Raw genomic sequence first — 17,115 nt, 5'->3', positions numbered from 1 at the left:
TATATATAAAGGAATAATACGTTCAATCCAGAAACTTTTATAAACGATGAAACTTAAATTGATGAAATGATTCTGCTTTTGATACAAACTACAACATCATATTAAGTTCAAAATATGGAGCAAAACTGCGGAGACTCCCGTGGGAAAGCGAGATAGACGAGACCCCGCAAGGCGCGGAGCGACTGAGGAGGCTCGGCGCTCGCCCACAGGAAAGCGGAGCGGTTTTGCGGAATATACGGTATCATTTTGTGAAAAAAAGAGTCGCTGAAAGAGGGAGTATATGTTCAATCGACTGGCATTAAAAATCGGCTTATTATTTTTCGTCTTCATCGTCAGCATCGAATTGTTCTTGTTTTCGACGCTCTACATCACCTACGTCAACGAACGCGTCGATGAAGTGATGTCAAACCTACTCGCGAGGGGCAATACCCATAGCGAAGTGCTCGAAGACAGCTTCAACGAAACGACCTTGTCCCACGTCGCGATGATGGAATCGTCCTCGGACTTCATTGTCATTATCACGGATGAAACCGGCAACGAATTGACCCATTCCGACCGGATCGAACCGGAAATGCTCGACGTGCTCGGCCATACCGATATCGAACAGATTCCGGAACAAGGCGAAATCCTTGAAGACAATTGGCGCGACGAGCGCTTTATCGCGACCGACAGTCCAATCACCATCGGCGGCGAGCACCGCGGCCATGTCTTTATGTTCGCGGAAACGAATCATATTAAAGAAATGGTCGACCGCATGAGAAATCAATTCATTCTCGGCGGCTTAATCTCGGTGCTGTTGACGGTCATCACCATTTTCCTATTGTCGCGCTTTATCACCTTGCCGCTCATTCGTATGAAAGAAGCGACCGAGAAACTGGGCAAAGGCCAAAGCGAAGTGGCGCTTCATATCGAACGCAACGATGAGCTCGGTGAACTGGCGAATGCCATCACCCATCTATCCGATGATTTGGACCGGCTCAAGCAAGAACGCAACGATTTTCTTGCGAGCATCTCCCATGAACTGCGCACGCCGCTCACCTATGTGAAAGGCTACGCCGATATCGCGAGCCGCCCTGGGCTGACGGAACAAGAGCGGGATGAATACCTCGCGATCATCCGCGAGGAAACCGGCCATTTGACGAAGCTCATCAAGCAACTATTCGAACTGGCACAGCTCGACCACAATCAATTTACGATCCAGAAAGAACAAGTGCAGATCGATGCGCTATGCCATTCGGTCGCAGCGCTCGTGCGCCCGGCATTCAATGACAAGAACATCACGATTTCAGTCGAATGCGATCAGGAAATCGTCGCGTGGATCGACCCGGCGCGTTTCCAGCAAGTCTTGCTGAATATCCTCGACAATGCGCGCAAGCATTCCGAGCCGAACACTACGGTGACCTTGCAAGGGCGTCAAGACCAGGAATCCATCACACTGAGCGTGACCGATGCGGGCGAAGGCATTCCGCAAAAAGACTTGCCGTTTGTCTTCGACCGCCTGTACCGCGTCGACAAATCCAGATCCCGTCAGTTTGGCGGCAGCGGTCTTGGGCTCGCAATCGCCAAGGAGCTGGTCGAATCGCACGGCGGCCACATAAACATCGATTCTGCGCCGAAATCGGGAACGACGGTCACCATTACATTGAAAAGGGGGGACGGGCGTGCATAAAATCTTATTGATCGATGACGAGCAGCGCATGCTCGATTTATTGTCCTTGTATTTAACGCCCCATCAGTATCAATGCACGAAAGCGCAAGGGCCGCGGGAAGCGCTGCGTTATTTGGAAACGCAGGCGTTCGATATCGTCTTGCTCGACATCATGATGCCCGAGATGAGCGGTTTTGAGCTATGCGCCAAAATCCGCAGCTTTTCCGATGTGCCGATCATCATGCTGACGGCGCGCGAGCAGCAGGAAGACATCGTCAAAGGGCTCAAGCTCGGCGCGGATGATTACATCACCAAGCCGTTTAATGAAGAAGAATTGCTCGCCCGCATCGAAGCGTTGCTCAGGCGGCAGGCGCCGAAAAACATCATCGAAGTGGGCGGCTTGAAATGGAACGAAGAACGCTTTGAACTGAGCTATTTGGGCACGCCGATCAAACTGACGCCTAAAGAGTTCTTCATGGTCGGGCAATTAGTGAAAAACCCGGGCAAAGTGTTTTCACGCGACCAATTGATTTTGCTCATCTGGGGCTATGACTCGGAAACAGAAGGGCGCACGATCGATTCGCATGTCCGCAACGTCCGGGAGAAAATCCGCCAATCCGGCTTTCCAATCGATAAGCATTTTCTGACCGTTTGGGGCGTCGGCTATAAATGGTTGAACGAAGCCGAATAAACGCAAAAAAGAGCCAGCGGGAAACGTTCCAGCTGGCTCTCTCTGTCTTATGCGATTGAACGGCAAGCTTCCGCGCATTTATGGCAAGCTTCTGCACAGCGTTTGCAATGATCGTGCATATCGGCGTGTTTCTGGCATTCGTCGCCGCAAGTCTGGCAGATTTCTGCACATACTTTAGCCAGTTGGGAAACGAACGGTGAATTGCGGGTAATCGCTTGTTCCAGATACGCGCACATATCTGCGCATTCCCGGTCCAACCGGATGCATTCCGCCATCATCTTGACATCGTCTTCCTGTAAGCAAGCATCGAAGCAATGGTTGCACGCTGCCATGCAATCGTGCAGCGTTTCGAGCAATTGCTGGTGTTGTTCTTGAGCCATTCCAAAAACCTCCTCATTAGATTTAAGTTGTCAGTAAGGAAATTTCCCGCTTGAACTGGAAGTAAACGGAATGTGCCGAACTCCACGAAAATTCCATAGAAACTGCACAAATTCCGGATAGGGCATGCTTGGCGGTTCTCGATAATTTCTCGACAATTGAAGCTTATAATGTAGTCAAGAGAACCGAAAAACGATCCGAGAGGTGAAAGCTAATGGCAAAACATGACGAAACGAAACCGCATGCAGACGATCATTCACCAGGTACAGGCCATCATGGCATGCATGAAGACGATTCGACCGTGCAGGAAGAGCATGTGCACACAGAACATGAGCATAACGGACATGACTCGGAAGATCACGGAGGCGGACACGGCCATCACGGGCACGGTGGACATGAAGACATGGTGGAGGATTTCAAGAAGCGCTTTTTCATCTCGCTGATCCTGACCCTCCCGATCCTTGCGATTTCACCGATGATCCAGCATTTCATGGGCGTCGATTGGCGCTTTGACAACGATATGTATGTGTTGTTCGCCTTGTCGACAATCGTCTTTTTCTATGGCGGCTGGCCGTTTCTCGTGGGCGGCATCGCTGAACTGAAAGACAAAGCGCCAGGCATGATGACCTTGATTGCGCTCGCGATCACCATCGCCTACAGCTATAGCACCGTCGTCGTGTTCGGCTGGGACGGCAATCAGCTGTACTGGGAGCTCGCGACATTGGTCGTCATCATGCTGCTTGGGCATTGGATTGAAATGCGCTCCATCATGGGGGCGTCGAACGCGCTCGAACAGCTCGTCAAATTGATGCCCAATGAAGCGCATCGCTTGGATGACGATAAACAAGTTGAAGATGTGCCTTTGTCTGAAATCCGTAACAAGGATTGGGTATTGGTCAAGCCGGGCGAGAAAATCCCGGTCGACGGCGTCATCGTCGAAGGCCATTCCGCAGTCGATGAATCGATGCTGACGGGTGAATCGATCCCTATTGAAAAAGAAGACGGCGATGCGGTCATCGGCGGCTCGGTTAATAAAGAAGGTTCGCTCGTCGTGGAAGTCGAGAAAACCGGAGAAGATTCCTATCTGTCCCAAGTCATCACGATGGTCAAAGAAGCCCAGGAATCCAAATCGAGAACACAGGATTTGACGAACCGTGCCGCGAAATGGCTATTTTATCTGGCGCTCGTTGCCGGATTTTCGACACTTTTCACCTGGCTCGCACTCGGCTATTCCTTCGATATTGCTATCGAACGCATGGTGACGGTCATGGTCATCACCTGTCCGCACGCACTCGGCCTTGCAGCACCGCTCGTCGTCGCGGTATCGACATCAATTTCAGCGAAGCAAGGCTTATTGATCCGCAACCGTGCCGATTTTGAAGGCGCACGCAATTTGAATGCCGTCGTCTTCGATAAAACAGGAACCCTGACGAAGGGCGAGTTTGGGGTCACCGACATCATCGCGAATGACGGCTATAGCGAAGAACAAGTCTTGCAGCTCGCCGCAGCGATCGAGCAGAACTCGGAACACCCGATTGCGACGGGAATCGTCCAATCGGCAAAAGAGCGCAACTTGACAATCGGCAAAGTCAGCGATTTCGAATCAATCACCGGCAAAGGCATACAGGGTCAAGTAGACGGCATGAAAGTCAACGCCGTCAGCCCTGGTTACATCAAAGGCGAAAACCTGCCATATGATGAACAAGTCTTTAACGCATTGTCGGAAGAAGGCAAAACGGTCGTCTTCGTTCTAGCGGATGACAAGCTTGCCGGCATGATCGCGCTTGCCGACATGGTGCGCGACACGGCAAAACAAGCAGTCGCGGCTTTGAAGGAAAAAGGCATCCACTCGATCATGCTGACAGGCGATAACCAAAAAGTCGCCAACTGGGTCGCCGCACAACTCGGCATCAAGGAAGTATACGCCGAAGTGCTGCCAGACGACAAAGCGAACCAAATCAAGAAAATTAAAGACAAAGGCTGGCGCGTCGCCATGACCGGAGACGGCGTAAACGATGCCCCCGCACTCGCAACCGCCGACCTCGGCATCGCAATCGGCGCCGGGACAGATGTTGCGATGGAAACAGCAGACGTCGTCCTCGTCAAAAGCAATCCGAACGATGTTGTCGCGCTCATCGATTTGTCGAAAAAGACCTACCGCAAAATGGTCCAGAACTTGTGGTGGGCGACCGGCTATAATATTTTCGCCATCCCGCTCGCTGCCGGCGTTCTGGCACCGTGGGGCATCATCGTCAGCCCGGCAGTCGGTGCCGTGTTCATGAGCTTGAGTACGGTCATCGTCGCGATCAATGCGAAATTACTGAAGGCTTAAAATGAATAGCCATGAAAAAACAGAGCGTCTACTCAATTTGAGTGGACGCTCTGTTTCTGTTGATATGTAAAAGAGATAGGAAATGTATAAAGAAAAATATATAGTAAAGCTAATAAGACCTGGCCGATTGCCAAAGTCGGAACGAACGGAGAGAGATGGAATGGAACTCAAAAAACTAGCGGTGCAAGCTGCTGAACAGTACGCGCAAATCCCTAATATAGAAGCGGTGATGCTGGTGGGATCGGTATCGAGGGGTTGGCAGGACGAATTCTCGGGTATTGAATTGCTCATCTTTTGGAGGGAAACGCCATCGGACGAAGAACGTCAACAAACCATCCGTCAACTGGGCGGAGAACTATTGGAATTTCATCCATATGAAGAGCAGGAATGGGCGGAAACCTATACAGTCAACGGCGTGAAATTCGAAATTAGCAGTTTTCTCACCGGAACGATTCGCCAAACGATCCATCAAGTGACCCGAGAACTCGACGTTGATCCGGACAAGCAATGCATTGCGGCAGCTGTCCAATACGGCATTCCGCTCTATGGGGAGACGACGATCGAGCAGCTGAAAAAACAAGTCGAGCATTATCCGCTTGAATTGCAAGAAGCGGTGATTAATTATTATAGCGATTTCGGAAGCCGTTGGAACAACCGGGAAGCACTCGTTCACCGGAAGGATTGGCTCATGTTCTACAAAGTGGTCGTTTCCGTCCAAACGAATATTATGGGTCTGCTATTCGGTTTGAATCGCCAATTCATCCCCCATCCGGCACTCAAATGGCAGCGAAACTCGCTCGCGTTAATGGACATCAAACCAAAGAATTGCGCCGCTCGTTTGGAGTCTGTGTTTTTTCAAGAGCCGTCTGACGCCGTGAAAGAACTGGAAGCGCTCATTGGAGAAATCTTCGGGCTGATCCGTCAAGAACTCCCACATATCGACCTTTCTGAAGCAACTCGCAAAGCGTCGTTCGTCAGGCCAAAGATTTGAACGAACGCGTGATTTCCCTTTTTCGCAATAGCTCATCAAAGAGGAAAAACACCACAGCTACGATTACTGCGAAATACATAAGCGGGCCGAGAAATAGATAAGACAATAAGCCGAACCCTAAATGGATCAGAAAAGCGAGTGGGAAGCGATACCCCTCCACCTTGGAAGTCGCCAAATCAGAAAATGATGAAACGGGAATTCCGTAGACTGCGGACCCAAACAGTAAAATCAGAAACAAAAAAACAGAAAGCCACAATGCTGCGAAATCCATTCCGTTCCCCTTGATGATCGAGCCTATCGTTGAAAGTAATCCCATAGCGGTCAAAAATAGGGAAGTATAGAGCGCTGCTTTGCCTTTTCGGAATAGTGCATCGTCGTTGTATAGTTTTTTGCCAATGACCGGCAAAAACGTCAATGCAATCAAACTTAAAGCAACTTTCATCTGTATCCAAAAGAAACTGCCCCATACAATGAACGCCAATATAGAAAAAACTAGTATGTATAAAAAAACTTTGTACATGTGGATTCCCCCTGCTTCTATTGTAACAAGCGGAAGTCTATGGAACTATGCAATATTAAAGCAAGCTGAACCGAGAGTGAACAAGCGCATCCAAAAATACAAAAGCGACAAAGCAGCTGCTTTGTCGCTTTTTAGTATGCGGTAGCACAGTCCAGAAATGTGCACCGTCCAGACTCAAGACCCAGCAGCAATCACCGGTTCCATCGCTTCATACTGCGGCTTTTTGTCCTGTTCGCCGCATCCTGCAAGCAATAACACACCGGCCAGAAACAGCACAAACAATTGGCGCTTCATCGGAACCCCTCCTCAAATTTTATGTAACGAACAGGAAAGGAGGGTGAATCGAATTGCATAACTGCCGCCTGGCGTTAGACATAGGTGTTTTCGTAAGTAGTTGATTCCATTATACCATTCAAGATGACAAAAAACTGCCTCTTTGTACTGAATAATCAGTGAAAATAGGTTAAACTAGAATTAACCATATTTTCAATATTATTAGCCTACTTATATGGAGAAATGAACGCCATAAAGCCACTATCTATAATTAAAAAGGGGAATTAGATGATTTTACATACCGAAAGTTTCGGCACAGGGGAACCGATTGTGTTCCTCCATAGTGGGCTGCAGACCGGGCTCACCGATTTTGAATACCAGCGCAATTATTTTAAAGAACATTACCAGGTCATTGTGCCGGACTTGCGCGGGCATGGAAATTCCGTCAGCACTGATATAAGCGATAATTTTGAAAGCAACGCGAAGGATTTGGCAGAGACACTCGAACGGTTGGGAATCGACTCGGCCCATATCGTCGGGGCGTCGTTCGGTGCATTGGTCGGGATCGTGTTCGCGAAGCGCTTTCCATCCAAAGTAAATAGCCTGACGATATCTGGCGTCACGGCAGAAAAGCCAGATAATTGGGCGCAATTGCGCGAACAGGAAACACGTAACCAACAACAGATTTTCCAATACGAGGAAACGAATGCGTATTTTGACCAACTGCATAAAGGCGATTGGCGGAAGCTTATCGAAATGGGACAGAGTGAAGAATGGTATCCATTCGAAGAAACGAACGATTTGTCGGGCATTCATGCACCGATCCTCTACATCACAGGAGAAGGCAACCCGAACGAAACGAAAGGCGTCTTGTATTACCCCAACAAGCATGAAAATGTCCGCGTATCGGTCATTCCCTTCGCATCCCATTTGGTTCATGCCGAACAAGCGGAATTGCATGCGAAAACGCTTGAATTATTCCTAAGCCACGTCGACTAATCAGGAGAGGGGCTCGTATCTCATGAAAAAACTCGGATCACTTTTGGCCATACTGATCATCCTTAGCGGCTGTTCGGAGGGCGACCGTTATAACTTCAAAGGAAGCGGCGACAATTGGGAGGTCTTCTATACGGTCGACGTCACTTCACAAGACAGCAAGGAAGCGACTGGGAAAATCGTCTACACCGGTGAAGAGCCGCCTCCTGAAACCATCATCTATTCCATTGAATCGACTGCCGGTGCATCGAGTGGCAATGTCTTGGTCGATGAAGGTGAAGTGCTGGTCGGCAAGAGTGCCTGCGAAGGCTGTGCGGTCATTCAACAAGATGAAGAGTTGGATGTGGAGATCAAATGGGACGGGCAAGTCGAGGAATTCGCGTTGACGACTGAATGATAATTAAACTTAAGAGATGGAGAGCAGCCAAATGACCAGGACTAAAAAAGTTTGGCGTGGGGCCGCTGGAGTGGTCATCGATAACAAACAAATCCTAATGGTGAAATCGAAAGAATCTGGTAAATGGAGCATCCCGTCCGGAGAAATCGAAACGGGCGAATCCCCACAACAAGCATGTGTGAGGGAAGTGAGGGAAGAAACCGGCTTTCGCATTGAAGTGAAGAAACAGCTTCATACAAAAAATGTGCAAATCGGCCATTACGAAGTCACCAGCCATTATTTTCTGTGCGAAGTCATCTCAGGCGGTATTTGTTTCCAGGACCCGGATAATGAAATCGACGAAATTATGTGGAAAACAGAAGCCGAACTGAAAGAACTGCTTCACGATTACCCGGAAGACCAAGAACACCTCATTGCGTTCATGAATCGCGCGGCGGCCATCCAGTAATCGCTTTTCACAAACCATACGAACGGAGTTGCGCATGTGAACAGAGTAGCGGTCATCACGGTCGGCAAAACCCATAGTGGCAAAACGACATTCGCCAAAGCGCTTGAGCGACAGCTTGCCAATGCAATCGTTGTTGATCAGGACAATCATGCAGAAATCCTGAAAACTTATTATCCGGCGCTCGTCCCGAAAGAGGGGGCGAATGCGATCAAGTATGCCCTGACACAGACCATCGTCAATCACGCGGTCGATCAAACCGATTGCCACATCATTTTGTGTAACGCTAATCGTAACCGGCAAGGTCGCTTGAAGCTGCTGGATTTTTACAGATCGAAAGGCTTTACGACTATCTTGGTGAACTTTGACATGGCAGACGAGGTGTTAAAAACGAGAATCGATCAGGCCGGGCGTGACACTTCCGTCTTGCGCACCGTTTCTTCATTCAAGGATGTCCTCGTTCGTCAACAAGCTGAATCTGTCGATAACCCCGGCGTCACACCCACACCAGACGAAGCGGATTACCTGTTTAGCGTAACAAATGAACAACAAGCAGAAGCGGCCATTTCAGAAATCAGGGAGATAGCTGCCAGGGGGGATAGCCCATGAGAAAACTGTCAGTCCTGTCATTGCTGCTAATCATGCTCTTCACCTTAACGGCGTGCCAGAATGGTTCACTGAATGCCGAACAACAAGCTGCTGACAAAATTGTCTTGTACAAAATGGAAAGTTTCGGGCAAGTGATGGAGAACTCACGACTCGAAGTAACGGATGAACAAACGATCGAGTTATTTGCAGAAGCCATTTCGCGTGCGGATAAAGTCTCAGGAATCGCAGACGTAGCGGATCCGAATTTCAAAGTGGAGTTTGGTGAAAAGGAATTCTATTTATGGGTATCGGCAAATCATGGGTCCGCTATGGATGAAGCAGACACCCATACACTCTACACCTTGGAAGAACAGCATGCCGAGCAACTCTACAGCTTTCTTTCATCCGAAAATCTGCTTGATTGAATGGACAAAGATAAGGGAGGCGGTTGCATGAAGAAGTTTTTCTTATCAATCGTGGGCGGTATCGTCTTCGGGCTCATTCTATCGTTCAGCTTTATGGAGTATGAAAGCAGCTGGACACACCACACCCAAAGGGCTGGCGTCGACCAAGTGGTGCAAGAGATGGACTTCGATTTTGTCTTTACTGCTTCGCTCCTGATTCTCGGGATATCCGTATTGATCTTTGCCGTCTGGAGTTTCATTGAAAAGAAGAAGGATGAAAAGTTTGTCAGAGACTTTCAGAATGAAAAAAACCGAGAAAACTAAATACATTTCAGAGAGTTAGATAAGTTTATAGTCTACTAGATGAAAAAAGGGGACTTTATTTCTACATTTAAAAATGAATGGACTGTCCAAGTATTTGGAGAAGTGTTCGCTCGACTCCTGTGGGACTAGCGGGTTTGAGAGACCCCGCAGGAACGCAGTGACGAGGAGGCTCGATTCCCGCCCCACGGAAAGCGAGCGATAAGCTTCGGAAAATACGGTCTCTCAAGTTTCTCGACAACCTGAAATACACTCCCACGGCATCTCACAGAAGATGCTTTTTTTAATGCCGTTATTTTTCTGCCTAAAAGGGGATACAAGGAAAAGCAGTTGAATTCGTTAGCGATATTAAAGGAGGACGATCATATGGACAAACCGATCAAAGCGTTCGTCTTCGATGTGTACGGCACATTGTTCGACGTCATCGCCATCAAAGAGCAATGCGAGGACGTATTTCCGGGGCACGGCGAAGCAATCAGCCAGACGTGGCGCACGAAGCAAGTCGAATATTTCATGATGCGCCAGCTCATGGGGAAATATGACACCTTGTACACCGTCACCCGAAGCGCCTTGAAATACGCACTTGAAGACGAGGGACTCGACTCGACAGATGATATCGAACAGCAATTGATGGACGCCTATTTGCATTTGCCGCTCTACGAAGAATCGGAAGCGGTGTTGAAACAGCTGCAGGATCACCAACTCGTCGTGTTCTCAAACGGCTCGCACGATATGCTCGACCCTTTGATCGAAAACGCAGGAATAAAAGACTTGCTCGACAAAGCCGTCAGCGTCGATGAAATCAAGCAGTTCAAGCCGGCACCGGCCGCTTATCAATACGTATTGGACCAATTGAACATCGAGCGCGACGAAATCCTGTTCATGTCATCAAATGGCTGGGACATCTCGGGAGCGAAAAATTTCGGCTTCCGCACCGCGTGGATCAACCGCAAAGAAGCGCCGATCGAACAGCTCGGCCTGGAGCCGGATTATGTATTTTCGGACTTGAATGGCTTGTTGAAATGGAAATAGAACGGTCAAAAAGATTAAAGCTTATTATTCCGGGTAAACTACTTATATATAAGAGGAGGCATTCACATGAATAGACTACAATTAGGGGATTTAGCCCCGTCATTTACATTGCCGCGCGCTGAAGGCGGAGATTACTCATTGCAACAGGACTTATCTGAACGTCCAGGCTGGCGCTTTGTCATTTTCTTCAGAGGCTCGTGGTGTCCAGTATGCAACGAAGAATTGCAGGAAATCCAAGACAGCCTATCGTATTTTGAAGGCAAGGATATCCATTTCACGTTCTTGTCCACAGACAATCAGCAGGACCTTAATGAAATGAAAGAAAAACACGGCTTGACCTCTCCAATCTTGGCCGATGCGACTGAAGACATCTTGAAACAATACGGGGTCTACCATCATGGAGAAGACGCATTGTACGAAGACCATGGCATTCACGGCGAGCCAGCTTATTACTTGCTCGATGAAGAAGGCAAGGTCATGTACCAGCAGCAGCAAACGAGCCCATTCGGCCGTCCGCACGCAAAAGAATTACGCAAAATCGCTGCGTACATCCGTAAAAACCTAAAATAAGATAATATACAAATGAGCTTGGAGGGAATTCTCCAAGCTCTTTTTCATTGCTTAATCCATCTCGCGCACAGCGAAATAGTTGTCTTCAGCATCGGCGAAATTGAACGTCCGACCTGTCGGCATCTCGACGATATCGCCGACCGTGACACCTTTTTCCGCCAACTCGTTCCGCAGCTGCTCGAAATTGTTCGCGTAAAACAATAGCGACGGCGTCTCCAAACTCAAGCCCGTATCCATCTGCTCGAGCAAATTCTTGTCATGCAAGACGATGCTCGTCTCCGCATCTTCACGAGGCGCAATTTCGATCCACCGCATGCCATCATTTTCGACGTCTTGCAAAACCACAAAGCCCATCTTCTCCTTCCAAAACGCAACAGCTGCGTCCTGGTCGCGCACATACACCATGACCTGTCCGATTTTTGAAATCATTGCTTTTCCTCCTCTGAATAAAATGATGAGTCTCGTCACCCTAATAATTCGATGGGGAAAGGGAAAACCCTTTAGATGGCCAGCTATTTAAGGGCTGCGTTTTAATCCAAGGGGAACGATAAAGTTTTCGACAAAAGAAAGGATACCAACCAGAAAGCATAAAAAGCTCAGAAGGAATACTTCAATCCAAGAAGCCCCTAAGAAACGGAATAATAAGATGGAAAGAAAACCTACAATAAAATAAACCGGAACAAATTTCTTGGACAATAATAAGTGGCTCAGATAAATCACTCCTTAACCTATTCAATTTCGGGACTGTGTTAAATAAAATGATAAATCCCATCTTTACATAAAAGTGGAACATTCACAATCCAAGCCATAGAAGTTTGATACACTAATCATAGCAAGCCTAAAAGAGGAGGAGACCCATGAAAAAAGCACCGAAACTCATTCTATTCTTTACGCTCGGCATCATCACCGGTTTTATCTTGTCATACTTGTTCAGATAAGGAGGCAATTACATAATGGACATCCGTAAAGCACAAGCCGAAGACGCAGCTGGTATCCGAAAAGTCTGCGCAGTCGACAACCCTGAAACCTACCACGGCTTATTGCCGAAGCACGAGATCGAACGAGTCATCGAGCGCCAACAAAACAGCGACTCCCAGAACAAGCATGATGTGCTTGATTTAGGAGTCGCTTTATATAAATTCAGCCGGGGCAATCCCTAGCCGAAGTGTCGCCAAGACAGTGAAAGAGAGTTCTTGCACATACTTCTATTCGATGAGAAGTCACGCCTCCAAGGCATTGAAGGCAGCGGCCAAGCGCGCGGCAAAATCTTCTGGCGCTTCGACCGACTCCATGCAGACACTGACAATATGCGGATTGACCTGTTGCCACTGGCGATAATCGGTCGGCAAGGGAATGTGGAAATCATTCCAGGCAAACAGGAACGAAGGATACTCTTCAGGCAATAGAAAAATCTCTGCGCGGTTCAATGCCGTGCCGTCAGCGTTCACTTTCTCAAACGAGATATCATGTTCGATGATGCACGTAAAGCATTGCTGCTCCCGAAAAATTTTCATTTCACGGGATTTTTTAACGACTGTCTGGCCAGCAGTAATTTCCACTTCAGCATCCAAATAGGATTTGACCTTCTCCGCTGCACTTGCTGTTAACGTCTCCATGTCGATCGTCCTTTCTGCCAGTATTCGGCGCGACTTGTGGAAATCAACTAAATTGAGATTGCTTGTGCCAGCATCTGTCCAGAAAATCCTTGGTCTCTTGAGTCGAACACATCGCCTGTGAAATGTATTCTTCCTGGACGGCTTGAATCAACGCACTGCCGATTCCCCGATCGCGGAAGGAAGGGAGAACGGCGATGTGCTGCACAGCAAAAGTTTGTTTCTGTATGTGGATGCCGATCACTCCAACGACTTTTTCATTTTCCTCCCACAGATACAGTCGGCGCTCCGGTTGTCTTTCGTAGGCGCTGAGTATTTGCTGGACTGAAACTCCTTGCTGGGCTGACGGTAGATGGGAAAGCAAGCGCAGTACAGCCTCCCGGTGGCGTGATTCGTATGCAATCATCATTCAAATCCCTCCTTCTCAAATATGCTTCATCGATGAAAGGCCATTAAAAAAGCGCCAAAAAGAATAGAACATTCTTTTTGGCGCTACCTCCAGCACTGGTGTCTGGTGTATACGACCGATTCATTATTGGGTTGGCCTTTAAAATGAAAAAGGCAGTTGCTTTGCGTTCAAAGATAACTTGTACAATTACACCATACCCAATTTTTTTCATTAAGTAAACTGACTATTGAGAAAATGGTTATAAAGAAACGCTTGTTATGAAATTTTACCTAAAGTTTAGAAAAAATAGCTTTCGCATCGCAAAACGACAGCGCCTGCTTAGGCGGCGGGGATGAACAGCTATTGTCATGATAAACCCCCGGGCTGTCGCGTTGCCACGACAGCTCCGGGGGAGTGAAACTAGGCTTATTTTTTAAAGGCCAGTAGCGCGAAGCCTTTATCTTCTTCAAAGTCCCAGTCGACATAACTGCCGATTAATGGGCGGTTAACGATCGCGGGCACTTCCGATTCTGCAAATAACATATACTCCAGCGGCCGTTTTGCCAGTTTCAAGGCTTCCTGAAATTCATTTTTGATCAGTTCTTTCTCCAGCAAAGTGAAGATGCCGATCCGTTCAATGAGCAGTGTCCGGTCGTTCAGCCAAAAGAAATTGGTTTCTTCCGGTTCTTTCTGTCCGGCGATGCTTAAACGGATGACTTCTTTCCGGAGTGCCGTTTCATCCACTTCTTCCGGCCATCTGAGTTTATGCGATTTTGGTTCTTCCAATACGCCTAGAATCATGCCGGAATAATCGTCCAAATTCCAATCGGCATACAACTCCATTACATCCAGGTCAGCTTGCTTCCAGAAATTCCTCTTGAACTCAGCCATCAATTCAACCATTAATAAATCCCTGGTTTTCAACACGCGGTTCTTTTCATTTTGATCCAACAGGATTCTCTCCATCGGGGCCAAGAAATCCCGGACTTGAATGCAGACGAATGATTTGTAAATGGTCACATACACTGAACTTGGCCCTTTGCCGAAATGCTCCCGCAAGATGGACGCAGTGAAACCGCTGATGATGGATTCGACCGTTTTCTCTTGAGTCATGTGCTCTCTCCTCTAAACGGAAGAAGCTATCCATTCCATTTGGGCAAGTGTACAGGGCTTTAGCACAAATAGATACCTTATGGGACCAATTCAGTAAACTACTGGGGCAGACCTAAGTCATGTCATCGTCTCGTATTGGAACTGCTTGTCACTCATCCAGTTTTAAATAACGGTTCAATTGAGTAGAAAACGCCTGGAGTTTCTCTGGCTGAATCGAGTAGACGCCTTTGTCGACCTTCACAAACTTCGCTGCTTTCAACAAAGCCAGTTGATGATGCAAAGTCGTCTTGGACATTTTGAATCGCTCACTCATTTCCTGCAAGGGAGCGGGGCCCTGGCATAAATAATGCAACACGTTCAAGCGCAATCCGTCACCAAGTGCTTTATGTCCTTGGATCAATTCGTTCGGCGGCACTTCCGGATCGAGCAGCTGCTGTTCGCTGACCGGATAGAAAAACAATTTCACATCAGCCGTACGGATCGTCAGCAGCCATGGCCGATACGACACATGCGGAATGAGCTTGACCGACCAAATGGAAGGCTCCGGTGCATAGTCGACACTCGCCACACGCTCGATTTCCTTCGCCGCATTCGCGGAATCAAGCCCGCGGTGCTGCTGTTCTTCAAACGTCAGCGCATGCAGCCATCTCCCGATATAAAACTTCTTCGTCATCCAGTCCTGCCATTCGCTTAGCACCTTCATAAACAATTCGCTTAGCTGGGCTCTTGTATGCCCGTGAAGTTGCCATACGTAACCGCTGAGATATGCATGTCCTTCAAACAAGCGGGCATAAGAAGACCACCAGCCACTGTCTTCAGGCTGTTGTGCTGCCTGTTCCCGTAACGCTTCTGCAGCTCTGCTATGATAGGGCAGTAAAACGTCGTAAAATCGCTCCTCTGAAATCTCTGCCAGACGCTCCGCAAGTTCCTCAACAGAACGAGCCCCGAACTCATTTTGCAACAACAGCAGCCCGTACCATAAATTCGTCTCTTCGATCTTCGCTAAAGACTCTAGCAAAGCAGCAGGCATCGCTTGTGCATCCTGTGTCCATTCCTCATCCATCTCGAACGTATGACGCAATTGCCCGTGCGTATAGCCAGCAATCCCGACAATCCATTCCCACACCGGCGACTGTTCTACAGCTAAGTGAATCGTCTCTTCGGGTAACGCAGCATCCATGATCTTCATACTGAAAACCTCCTTAAGCATTTTCTCTATTCTAAATGAATGGAATCATTAATTCAATATAAATTGAATTATTAATTCGGTTTATTTCGAATGAAAAGAAAAGCGATTCTCTTTATATAGAAGAAAGAGAAGAGATTCCGTACAACACACGAAGTTCATTCCAAAAAATGCACGAAAAAAAAGAGCACCCGAGATTTCGGATACTCCCTGAAGCCTATATTATTTGAAACGTCTGAAGCTGTGGAATTTAGGTCCCCAGTATGGGCCGCTCAAGCTTTTTACTTCTGCTTTAGAACCGCCAGAGTGAACGAACTGGTTGTTCCCGATGTAGATCCCATTGTGTGAGATTCCTGGGCGGTAAGTGTTTGCGAAGAAGACCAAGTCTCCTGGGCGCGGATTTGTAACTTCGTAAGACTGGGCGTATTGAGTGAGCGTAGTGCGTGAAACGTTCTTGCCAGCTTGTTTGAAGGCGTATTGTACAAATCCTGAGCAGTCAAACCCAGCTGTTGTCGTGCCGCCGAAACGGTACGGGATGCCTTTAAGCGCTAGTGCTTTAGAAACGACTGCTGAAGAAGAAACGCTAGATGATGCTTGGACAACGCCAGATCCTGATGATTTTGTTACGAGTGAGCTGTGTACCCAACCGTGCGTACCGCCAGTGCGGACTTTGAACCATTTACCGCTGCCGATTGTAGCGGATTTTGTAACTGTTGCAGTTGCGCCTTTAGAAGCGACTTTGATGACGCCGTGGCTTGTGCCGGCATCTCTACGGACGTTTGTAGCGTATTTGAATTTATAAGTGCTGTTGGAAACCTGGACGATCGCTGGCTCAGATGCTTTCTGTGCAACTTCTGTCTGTGGTTGTGCTTGTGCTGTATTTTGTGCGTCTGTAGCTGAACTAGAAAAGACCAATGCGCCTGCTGCGAGTAGTGTAAAGAATGCTTTTTTCATTTAGTCAGTACCTCCGAAGGATAGTTTTTTTAAATTTATGTTATGTGGATATAAGGATTATCATTAATTTGCTCTGCCACTTACTATATAGACTGCCCCCTACAAAAACAATGTCTGTGGAGTTTCAATTAGGTTACAACAATATTACAAGTGAATGACGGCTCATAAACCCAGGTATATCAAGGGTTTTGGAGGTGGTAATATTTACAAGTAGATGTTTATTTCTTTGAAAAACGGGAATTACGAGCATTTCGCGAGAGTTTGAATTCATAAAA

21 protein-coding genes are annotated in these 17,115 nt (G+C 47.8%); 13 read left to right on the top strand and 8 right to left on the bottom strand.

Going from position 1 to position 17,115, the window contains the following annotated elements; translation table 11 throughout:
• The first annotated feature begins 280 nt into the window (after positions 1–280).
• Together M1Q06_RS12740 and M1Q06_RS12735 are read left to right on the top strand one after the other, a co-directional pair.
• A complete protein-coding gene (locus M1Q06_RS12740; RefSeq protein WP_434399860.1) occupies positions 281–1,669 on the top strand; it encodes a sensor histidine kinase in 1,389 nt (462 codons plus the stop codon).
• Positions 1,662–2,339: a response regulator transcription factor gene (locus M1Q06_RS12735; RefSeq protein ID WP_434399859.1), complete on the top strand. Its 678-nt coding sequence runs from the start codon at positions 1,662–1,664 to the stop codon at positions 2,337–2,339. Before M1Q06_RS12740 ends, M1Q06_RS12735 begins: the two co-directional genes overlap by 8 nt.
• A 47-nt stretch (positions 2,340–2,386) precedes the next feature.
• On the opposite strand, the gene M1Q06_RS12730 is transcribed toward M1Q06_RS12735, so the two are convergent.
• Positions 2,387–2,719 carry a four-helix bundle copper-binding protein gene (locus M1Q06_RS12730; RefSeq protein WP_101191097.1) on the bottom strand — a complete coding sequence of 111 codons (333 nt, stop codon included), beginning with the start codon at positions 2,717–2,719 and terminating at the stop codon, positions 2,387–2,389.
• A gap of 212 nt (positions 2,720–2,931) precedes the next feature.
• Between M1Q06_RS12730 and M1Q06_RS12725 the strand changes: the two genes are divergently transcribed.
• Positions 2,932–5,049, top strand: coding sequence for a heavy metal translocating P-type ATPase (locus M1Q06_RS12725; protein ID WP_434399858.1), 2,118 nt, complete (start codon positions 2,932–2,934; stop codon positions 5,047–5,049).
• 160 nt (positions 5,050–5,209) lie between these two features.
• On the top strand, positions 5,210–6,040 hold the full coding sequence (locus M1Q06_RS12720; RefSeq protein ID WP_434399857.1) for a DUF4037 domain-containing protein: 831 nt from the start codon (positions 5,210–5,212) through the stop codon (positions 6,038–6,040).
• On the opposite strand, the gene M1Q06_RS12715 is transcribed toward M1Q06_RS12720, so the two are convergent.
• A complete protein-coding gene (locus tag M1Q06_RS12715) occupies positions 6,024–6,560 on the bottom strand; it encodes a hypothetical protein (RefSeq protein ID WP_434399856.1) in 537 nt (178 codons plus the stop codon). The genes M1Q06_RS12720 and M1Q06_RS12715 overlap by 17 nt on opposite strands.
• Before the next feature lie 561 nt (positions 6,561–7,121).
• Between M1Q06_RS12715 and M1Q06_RS12710 the strand changes: the two genes are divergently transcribed.
• From M1Q06_RS12710 to M1Q06_RS12675, 8 genes are all read left to right on the top strand, one after another.
• Complete coding sequence (locus tag M1Q06_RS12710) at positions 7,122–7,832, top strand: alpha/beta fold hydrolase (RefSeq protein WP_434399855.1); 711 nt, start codon at positions 7,122–7,124, stop codon at positions 7,830–7,832.
• A 22-nt stretch (positions 7,833–7,854) separates the two neighbouring features.
• Positions 7,855–8,226, top strand: a complete 372-nt coding sequence (locus tag M1Q06_RS12705) for a hypothetical protein (RefSeq protein ID WP_274625627.1) — start codon at positions 7,855–7,857, stop codon at positions 8,224–8,226.
• Positions 8,227–8,257: 31 nt separating this feature from the next.
• Complete coding sequence (locus tag M1Q06_RS12700; protein WP_434399854.1) at positions 8,258–8,674, top strand: NUDIX domain-containing protein; 417 nt, start codon at positions 8,258–8,260, stop codon at positions 8,672–8,674.
• A 36-nt stretch (positions 8,675–8,710) separates the two neighbouring features.
• Positions 8,711–9,280, top strand: a complete 570-nt coding sequence (locus M1Q06_RS12695; protein WP_434399852.1) for an AAA family ATPase — start codon at positions 8,711–8,713, stop codon at positions 9,278–9,280.
• Entirely contained in the window at positions 9,277–9,684 is a 408-nt protein-coding gene (locus M1Q06_RS12690; RefSeq protein WP_434399851.1) for a hypothetical protein, read from the top strand. The genes M1Q06_RS12695 and M1Q06_RS12690 overlap by 4 nt, the downstream gene beginning before the upstream one ends.
• Before the next feature lie 27 nt (positions 9,685–9,711).
• Entirely contained in the window at positions 9,712–9,987 is a 276-nt protein-coding gene (locus tag M1Q06_RS12685; protein WP_434399850.1) for a hypothetical protein, read from the top strand.
• 363 nt (positions 9,988–10,350) lie between these two features.
• Entirely contained in the window at positions 10,351–11,016 is a 666-nt protein-coding gene (locus M1Q06_RS12680) for a haloacid dehalogenase type II (protein WP_404466701.1), read from the top strand.
• 66 nt (positions 11,017–11,082) lie between these two features.
• Positions 11,083–11,586, top strand: coding sequence for a peroxiredoxin family protein (locus M1Q06_RS12675; RefSeq protein WP_101191075.1), 504 nt, complete (start codon positions 11,083–11,085; stop codon positions 11,584–11,586).
• A gap of 51 nt (positions 11,587–11,637) precedes the next feature.
• On the opposite strand, the gene M1Q06_RS12670 is transcribed toward M1Q06_RS12675, so the two are convergent.
• The gene (locus tag M1Q06_RS12670) at positions 11,638–12,015 is read right to left on the bottom strand and encodes a VOC family protein (RefSeq protein WP_101191073.1); all 378 of its coding nucleotides are present in this window, start codon (positions 12,013–12,015) and stop codon (positions 11,638–11,640) included.
• Between the two features lie 524 nt (positions 12,016–12,539).
• Here M1Q06_RS12670 and M1Q06_RS12665 point away from each other — a divergent pair.
• Complete coding sequence (locus M1Q06_RS12665) at positions 12,540–12,746, top strand: hypothetical protein (protein WP_121298185.1); 207 nt, start codon at positions 12,540–12,542, stop codon at positions 12,744–12,746.
• A gap of 60 nt (positions 12,747–12,806) precedes the next feature.
• Here M1Q06_RS12665 and M1Q06_RS12660 read toward each other — a convergent pair whose 3' ends face one another.
• The 5 genes from M1Q06_RS12660 to M1Q06_RS12640 all read right to left on the bottom strand — a co-directional run bounded on the left by M1Q06_RS12660 (position 12,807) and on the right by M1Q06_RS12640 (position 16,840).
• The gene (locus M1Q06_RS12660; protein ID WP_121298184.1) at positions 12,807–13,202 is read right to left on the bottom strand and encodes a hypothetical protein; all 396 of its coding nucleotides are present in this window, start codon (positions 13,200–13,202) and stop codon (positions 12,807–12,809) included.
• A gap of 43 nt (positions 13,203–13,245) precedes the next feature.
• Positions 13,246–13,608: a GNAT family N-acetyltransferase gene (locus M1Q06_RS12655; RefSeq protein ID WP_434399847.1), complete on the bottom strand. Its 363-nt coding sequence runs from the start codon at positions 13,606–13,608 to the stop codon at positions 13,246–13,248.
• Between the two features lie 405 nt (positions 13,609–14,013).
• The gene (locus tag M1Q06_RS12650; RefSeq protein ID WP_434399846.1) at positions 14,014–14,700 is read right to left on the bottom strand and encodes a DUF2294 domain-containing protein; all 687 of its coding nucleotides are present in this window, start codon (positions 14,698–14,700) and stop codon (positions 14,014–14,016) included.
• 148 nt (positions 14,701–14,848) lie between these two features.
• A complete protein-coding gene (locus M1Q06_RS12645) occupies positions 14,849–15,889 on the bottom strand; it encodes an ArsR/SmtB family transcription factor (protein WP_434399845.1) in 1,041 nt (346 codons plus the stop codon).
• 219 nt (positions 15,890–16,108) lie between these two features.
• The gene (locus M1Q06_RS12640; RefSeq protein WP_434399844.1) at positions 16,109–16,840 is read right to left on the bottom strand and encodes a C40 family peptidase; all 732 of its coding nucleotides are present in this window, start codon (positions 16,838–16,840) and stop codon (positions 16,109–16,111) included.
• Positions 16,841–17,115: the final 275 nt, after the last annotated feature.

It is taken from the genome of Planococcus sp. 11815 (assembly GCF_051096385.1).
GTDB classification, from domain to species: Bacteria; Bacillota; Bacilli; order Bacillales_A; family Planococcaceae; genus Planococcus; species Planococcus citreus.
Note: the sequence above shows the minus strand (reverse complement) of the source record. Positions and strands in the feature narration are given on the sequence as shown.

Excerpts from the sequence above, each read along its gene's own strand:
- M1Q06_RS12640 (WP_434399844.1), bottom strand. The coding sequence starts at position 16,840 with ATGAAAAAAGCATTCTTTACACTACTCGCAGCAGGCGCATTGGTCTTT.
- M1Q06_RS12700 (WP_434399854.1), top strand. The coding sequence starts at position 8,258 with ATGACCAGGACTAAAAAAGTTTGGCGTGGGGCCGCTGGAGTGGTCATC.
- M1Q06_RS12715 (WP_434399856.1), bottom strand. The coding sequence starts at position 6,560 with ATGTACAAAGTTTTTTTATACATACTAGTTTTTTCTATATTGGCGTTC.
- M1Q06_RS12710 (WP_434399855.1), top strand. The coding sequence starts at position 7,122 with ATGATTTTACATACCGAAAGTTTCGGCACAGGGGAACCGATTGTGTTC.
- M1Q06_RS12665 (WP_121298185.1), top strand. The coding sequence starts at position 12,540 with ATGGACATCCGTAAAGCACAAGCCGAAGACGCAGCTGGTATCCGAAAA.
- M1Q06_RS12725 (WP_434399858.1), top strand. The coding sequence starts at position 2,932 with ATGGCAAAACATGACGAAACGAAACCGCATGCAGACGATCATTCACCA.
- M1Q06_RS12660 (WP_121298184.1), bottom strand. The coding sequence starts at position 13,202 with ATGGAGACGTTAACAGCAAGTGCAGCGGAGAAGGTCAAATCCTATTTG.
- M1Q06_RS12670 (WP_101191073.1), bottom strand. The coding sequence starts at position 12,015 with ATGATTTCAAAAATCGGACAGGTCATGGTGTATGTGCGCGACCAGGAC.
- M1Q06_RS12720 (WP_434399857.1), top strand. The coding sequence starts at position 5,210 with ATGGAACTCAAAAAACTAGCGGTGCAAGCTGCTGAACAGTACGCGCAA.
- M1Q06_RS12730 (WP_101191097.1), bottom strand. The coding sequence starts at position 2,719 with ATGGCTCAAGAACAACACCAGCAATTGCTCGAAACGCTGCACGATTGC.
- M1Q06_RS12685 (WP_434399850.1), top strand. The coding sequence starts at position 9,712 with ATGAAGAAGTTTTTCTTATCAATCGTGGGCGGTATCGTCTTCGGGCTC.
- M1Q06_RS12675 (WP_101191075.1), top strand. The coding sequence starts at position 11,083 with ATGAATAGACTACAATTAGGGGATTTAGCCCCGTCATTTACATTGCCG.
- M1Q06_RS12650 (WP_434399846.1), bottom strand. The coding sequence starts at position 14,700 with ATGACTCAAGAGAAAACGGTCGAATCCATCATCAGCGGTTTCACTGCG.
- M1Q06_RS12705 (WP_274625627.1), top strand. The coding sequence starts at position 7,855 with ATGAAAAAACTCGGATCACTTTTGGCCATACTGATCATCCTTAGCGGC.
- M1Q06_RS12740 (WP_434399860.1), top strand. The coding sequence starts at position 281 with ATGTTCAATCGACTGGCATTAAAAATCGGCTTATTATTTTTCGTCTTC.
- M1Q06_RS12690 (WP_434399851.1), top strand. The coding sequence starts at position 9,277 with ATGAGAAAACTGTCAGTCCTGTCATTGCTGCTAATCATGCTCTTCACC.
- M1Q06_RS12645 (WP_434399845.1), bottom strand. The coding sequence starts at position 15,889 with ATGAAGATCATGGATGCTGCGTTACCCGAAGAGACGATTCACTTAGCT.
- M1Q06_RS12655 (WP_434399847.1), bottom strand. The coding sequence starts at position 13,608 with ATGATGATTGCATACGAATCACGCCACCGGGAGGCTGTACTGCGCTTG.
- M1Q06_RS12680 (WP_404466701.1), top strand. The coding sequence starts at position 10,351 with ATGGACAAACCGATCAAAGCGTTCGTCTTCGATGTGTACGGCACATTG.